The organism is Psychrobacter sp. TB20-MNA-CIBAN-0197 (genome assembly GCF_040309765.1).
GTDB lineage: Bacteria > Pseudomonadota > Gammaproteobacteria > Pseudomonadales > Moraxellaceae > Psychrobacter > Psychrobacter submarinus.
Window position 1 is genome coordinate 1 of sequence record NZ_JBEOPC010000921.1, and the last position, 258, is coordinate 258.

General features: G+C 42.2%; 1 protein-coding gene. It reads left to right on the forward strand.

Annotation, left to right across the window (positions count from 1 at the left end; translation table 11 throughout):
• The coding region (locus tag AAEY83_RS16560; RefSeq protein ID WP_351060817.1) for a zinc-binding dehydrogenase at positions 1–258 on the forward strand (258 nt) is incomplete at both ends.

Sequence of the window (258 nt, forward strand, 5' to 3'; positions counted from 1 at the left end):
TTCATGCTGGTTCTGGCGGGGTTGGCCACTTTGCGATACAGATTGCCAAGGATATTGGCGCTTACGTTATCTCAACCTCTTCTGCTGATAATAAAGACTTTGTATTATCGTTAGGTGCGGATGATCATATCGATTACGAAACTCAGGATTTTGAAGATCTGGTCTCGGATCTAGATTTTGTATTAGATGCTATTGGCGGTGACGTGCTTGAGAAGTCATTACAAGTCACCAAGGATGGTAAATCGATCATCTCTTTAC